The 1,691-nt window shown below is 66.4% G+C and carries 2 pseudogenes; both read right to left on the bottom strand.

Annotated features, from left to right (window positions below):
- Nucleotides 1–128: 128 nt before the first annotated feature.
- A pseudogene (locus ENN83_RS03335) lies at nt 129–411 on the bottom strand (transposase); the annotation flags it as partial.
- A 123-nt stretch (nt 412–534) separates the two neighbouring features.
- Nucleotides 535–1,604: pseudogene (locus tag ENN83_RS03340) on the bottom strand (YeeE/YedE family protein).
- Between the last annotated feature and the right edge of the window lie 87 nt (nt 1,605–1,691).

Below are 1,691 nucleotides of genomic sequence, written 5' to 3' on the forward strand. Positions count from 1 at the left end.
CGAGACCTGCGAGGAAATCGTCACCCGATGCTGCGAAGCCTGGAACTTCTTCGCCAACGACATCGCCACCGTCCGATCCATCACAAACCGCGATTATGCCAAAGCGGTCAGAAGCCAAGGCCGCTGGTATAATCCATCTGCTCCATCAACTGCCGCGTCTTGCCGAAGGCACGCCTACGGCGTGACCCGGACAGAGAACAGGATCTGCAGAAGGCCAGCCCGGATCAAGCGCTCCGGCGGGATCGAGGGCCTGCCGAAATCAGTGTAGAGCGCCTTGAAATCCGCGTCCAAGCTTGCAAGCGCGTCATTGACCACCTGTCTGATCTTGCGCAGCGGATGTCGCGGCGGGATGCGTTCCTCCAGATCGACATAGCTGAACAGCGATCCGCTCGTCTTGTCCAAACCCCGCATGATCACCCCCGCCGTTTCCGTGCCGAGGATGAATCATGTTCTCAAACCGCTGTCGAGGCGGGACTATTTCAGCGGCCTGTTAAGCAGCCATGTCCACTATCTGCGCATAGCAGACACCCCCCCCTACGCCGCCTTCGCCGTGCCGCGCGACTGGTCCACGAGGTAGTCGGTGGCCACGCCGCCGACCCACATCGCGACCAGCGCGACCCACATGGTGGCGACGAAGATCGAGCCTCCGGTGACGCCTGCGCCGATGGAGCAGCCGCCCGCCAGCATGCCGCCAAAGCCCATGAGGGCGGCTCCGATCATGGCCTTGCGCATGTTCACCTCGCTTTCGAAGCCCTGCAACTGCAGGTCGCGCCCGATCCAGGCGGCCAGGAACGAGCCGAGGAAGACGCCGGGCACCAGCCCGATATCGAAGGACAGAAATGCGGGGCGTTCGAGGAAGAACATCAGCGTGTTGGCGGAGGGGCCGGTGAAGGTCAGGCTTTGCACCTGCACCGGGTCGAAGCTGATCTGTGCCAGTCCGAAGGTCAGCACCCAGCCCACCGCCACGGCAAAGCCCACCCCCGCCCCGAAGAACAGCGTGCTGAACGAGATGCGGTTGCGCCTGGCCAGCCACAGCGCCAGCACCGCGAAGCCCGCGCCCAGCATCAGGCCGGTGGCCTGGGGCAGGCGGAACGCCTCGATCAGGTTAGGTTGATGTTGCGCCCGCCGGGTGTCACCCAGAGCGCGGCGAGCCATTCGCGCAGCGGCGAGAGCCAGCCATGCAGGCTCATCTGCGCGAGCACGGCGAAGATCAGGCCCGACACGATCGAGCGCAGGTTGCCGGTCGCCGCCAGCACCAGCAGCCGCCCCGGACAGCCGCGCGCCAGCACCATGCCCACGCCCATCATCAGCCCGCCGATGATCGCGCCCGACCAGGACCCGGTGACCGCCATGATCCGCGCCTCGTCGGCGCGCATCAGCCCGATCAGTTCCGCGCCCTGCACCCAGACCAGCGCGGTCGAGAAGCACAGAAGCCAGACCGCCATGCGCGGGCCCAGCGAGCCGCGGGCGAATTCCACCGTCGCCGCGCGCAGGCAGAAGCCCGAGCGCTGCGCCGCGATGCCGAAGATCATGCCCGTCGTCAGCCCGAACAGCGCCGCTGTCGGCGCCTCGTCGAATTGCTCCACGACCGCCAGAAAGTCCATGACGTGTGTCTCCCGTGCTCCCTCAACGGGGTCTGCCCGGGAACGGGGGGGGATGCCTTGATCTGGATCAGCCGCGTGGCGCGGGGC

It is taken from the genome of Rhodovulum sp. (assembly GCF_011048875.1).
Taxonomy (GTDB): Bacteria; Pseudomonadota; Alphaproteobacteria; order Rhodobacterales; family Rhodobacteraceae; genus Rhodovulum; species Rhodovulum tesquicola.